The sequence below is a fragment of the Kitasatospora sp. NPDC057512 genome (genome assembly GCF_042802135.1).
In the GTDB taxonomy this organism is placed as follows: domain Bacteria; phylum Actinomycetota; class Actinomycetes; order Streptomycetales; family Streptomycetaceae; genus Kitasatospora.
The window spans coordinates 1-3,040 of record NZ_JBHVET010000892.1 but is presented as its reverse complement, the minus strand read 5'-3'; the positions used below and the strand labels follow the sequence as shown (position 1 = coordinate 3,040).

General features: G+C 75.0%; 3 protein-coding genes. 1 reads left to right on the top strand and 2 read right to left on the bottom strand.

The genetic code is table 11. The features are described 5' to 3' along the window. The coding region (locus tag ACFU6K_RS35400) for a PLP-dependent aminotransferase family protein (protein WP_380670192.1) at window positions 1-1,259 on the bottom strand (1,259 nt) is incomplete at its 3' end. A gap of 98 nt (window positions 1,260-1,357) precedes the next feature. Here ACFU6K_RS35400 and ACFU6K_RS35395 point away from each other — a divergent pair. Continuing rightward, window positions 1,358-2,020: a LysE family translocator gene (locus ACFU6K_RS35395; RefSeq protein ID WP_380670190.1), complete on the top strand. Its 663-nt coding sequence runs from the start codon at window positions 1,358-1,360 to the stop codon at window positions 2,018-2,020. A 21-nt stretch (window positions 2,021-2,041) separates the two neighbouring features. Here the strand turns inward: ACFU6K_RS35395 and ACFU6K_RS35390 are convergent. Continuing rightward, a partial coding sequence (locus ACFU6K_RS35390) for a serine hydrolase domain-containing protein (protein WP_380670188.1) occupies window positions 2,042-3,040 on the bottom strand: 999 nt, incomplete at its 5' end.

Genomic DNA, 3,040 nt, shown 5'->3' with positions numbered 1-3,040 from the left:
AGCCCGACCCGGACGGCGGAGGGCGAGCGCCGGGGATCGACGGCGAAGGCCGCCGCGGGCGTGACGGAGATCCCGGCCCGCGCGGCCTCCGCGACGAAGGTCTCCGCCCGTCGGCCGGTCGGCAGCTCCCACCACAGGTAGTACGAGCACGGGTCGGACCGCAGCCGCTGCCCCGCCAGCACCTCGCGCGCCAGCAGCTGCCGGGCCGTCGCGTCGGCCCGCTTCGCCGCCTCCACCGCGGCCAGCGTGCCGTCCCCGATCCAGCGCACCGCGGCCTCCAGCGCGAAGCCGCCCGGCGTCCACCCGCCCGAGCGCAGGGCCCCCGCCACCCGCTCGCGCAGCGCCACCGGGACGACCGCGAACCCGGTGGTCAGCCCCGGGGCGAGCCGCTTGGAGAGGCTGTCCACGAGTACGGTGCGCTCCGGCGCGCGCGCCGCCAGCGGCACCGAATCCGGCCGCAGGAAGGACCAGACGGCATCCTCGACCACCGGCAGGTCGAGCCGTCGCAGCACCGCCACGAGCGCCACCAGCCGCTCCTGCGGAAGGCTCGCGCCGAGCGGGTTCTGCAGGCGCGGCTGGATGTACACCGCGCGCAGCGGTCCGGCCCGGTGGGCGGCGGCCACGGCGTCCGGCAGCAGCCCGTACTCGTCCACGGCGAGCGGCACCAGCACGATGCCCAGCCGGTCCGCCACCGCCTTGACCACCGGGTAGGTCAGCTCCTCCACGCCCAGCCGCTGCCCGGCCGGCACCAGGGCGGACAGGGCCCCGGCGATGGCCTGCCGCCCGTTGCCGGCGAACAGCAGGTCCTCCGCCCCGACCTCCCAGGAGCCGGTCGACACCAGTCCGGCGAAGGCCCGTCGTGCCGCGCCCGTCCCGGCCGCGCCGACCGGCCGCAGCGCCTCGCCCAGCGCGTCCGGCCGCAGCAGCGGCGCCAGCGCGCCCGCCAGCAGCTCGGCCTGCCCGGGGACGGCGGGGTAGTTGAGCTCCAGGTCCACGGGGGCGGCGGCCGGTTCCGCGAGTGCCACCCGGGTGCCGTCCGGTGCGCGCCCGGCCCGGACGAAGGTCCCGCGCCCGACCTCCCCGACGGTCAGTCCGCGCCGGGCCAGTTCCCGGTAGACGCGCCCCGCCGTCGAGTTGGCGATGCCCCGGCTGCGGGCGAACGCCCGTTGGGTGGGCAACTGCTGGCCGGGCCGCAGCCGTCCCTCCGCGATCTCGGCGGCGATCCGGTCGGCGATCAGGCGGTAGTCGTCCGTCGGCATTCGTTCCTCCGGGCCTCGGGCAGGGCCCCGGGCGACGGATTGCACCGAGGGCAAAGTCATCATTGCATTGACCCGATGAACCGTCCTAGCCTCCTCGCATGGACGCGTTGACATCCGCCGTGGACGGCCGGGCCCTGCTCGGGATCGCCGCCGTGGCTCTGGGCATGGTGCTGTCGCCCGGGCCCAACATGATCTACCTGGTCTCGCGCTCGATCGCGCAGGGCCGCCGCGCCGGGCTGATCTCGCTGGTCGGGGTCGCGGCCGGCTTCCTGGTCTACCTGGTCGCGGTGACGGCGGGGGTGGCCGCGGTGTTCTCGGTGGTGCCCGCCCTCTACACCGCGATCAAGCTGGCCGGTGCCGGCTATCTGCTCTGGCTGGCCTGGAAGGCGGTCAAGCCGGGTGGTACGGCGGTCTTCGCCCCGCAGCAGCTGCCGCCGGACCCGCCGCGCCGGCTGTTCGCGATGGGCTTCCTGACCTGCCTGCTCAACCCCAAGATCGCCATCATGTACATCTCGCTGCTGCCCCAGTTCGTGGCCCCGGAGCGCGGTCACGTCGCCCTGCAGAGCCTGCTGCTGGGCCTGACCCAGATCGCGATAGCGATCACCGTCAACGGCCTGATCGCGGTGAGCGCGGGCGGCATCGCGGCCTTCCTCAACCGCCGCCCCGGCTGGCTGCGGATCCAGCGCTACGTGATGGGCACCGTCCTCGCGGGCCTCGCCGTGCACATCGCCGCCGACCGCGCCAAGGCCGTGGCGGTCTAGAACCGACCGTCCCCTCGTCGGCTAGACCCGGCTGGCGACCCGCAGTGCCTCGTACCCCGCCTGGACGAACCGTCCGTTCAGTGCCGGAGCGGTGTTGGCCACCGCCGCGACGGCCGCCGAACGGTCCGGTGAGAACCCGACGAAGGCGGTGAACCCCCGGGTGCCCCCGCTGTGGAAGAAGAGGTCCCGGTCGCCCGAGCGGCGGTGCATCCAGACCAGGCCGATCCGGTCGGTCGAATGCGGCAAGCGCAACCGCAGCCGCCGGACGTCCTGCAGGGCGGCCTTCAGCCCGTTGCCCGCGCCTGCCGCCGGCCCGCCGTCCAGGTGCGCCCGGAGGTAGCGCAGCAGGTCGGTCCCGTCGGACCGTACCGCGCCGGCTCCGGGCAGCCCGGGGATGCGCCAGGGCGGGAGCGCCTGTCCGCGTCGGTAGCCGGTGGCCCGGTCCGGCGGGTCCGGGGCGCAGGTCGTGGACCGCAGCCCCAGCGGTCCGCAGACCCGTTCGGCGAGCAGTTCCCCGTACGGCAGCCCGCCCGTCTCGGCGAGCACCCGTCCGAGCAGTCCGACTCCGTAGTTGGAGTACCCGTACCTGCTGCCGGGGTTTCCACGTACGGTCGTTCGGGCCAGTGCGTCCCTCAACTGTTCGTCGCCGTACGTCTCGTACGGGTTGCTGAACCAGGCCGGGACGGCCTTCGCGAGCAGACCCGGGGGCAGTCCGGGCAGGCCCGAGGTGTGGGTGGCCAGGTGCAGCAGCCGGATGGGTTCCGGCGAGTGGACCTTCGCGGCGCGCCAGCGGCGCGGCAGCCGGCTCTCGACCGGGTCGTCCAGGGAGAGTTCACCGCGGGCGACCATCTCCGCGAGCAGCAGTGCGGTGAACGTCTTGCTGACGGAGCCGAGTTCGAAGACGGTGTCGGGGGTGCAGGGCGCGGCGGCCGGTCCGCGGCGGACCCGCCCGAAGCAGCGCACCTCCGCCAGGTCGCCGCGGGCCAGGGCGACGGTCACGGCGGTGGCGTAGGGCTCGGC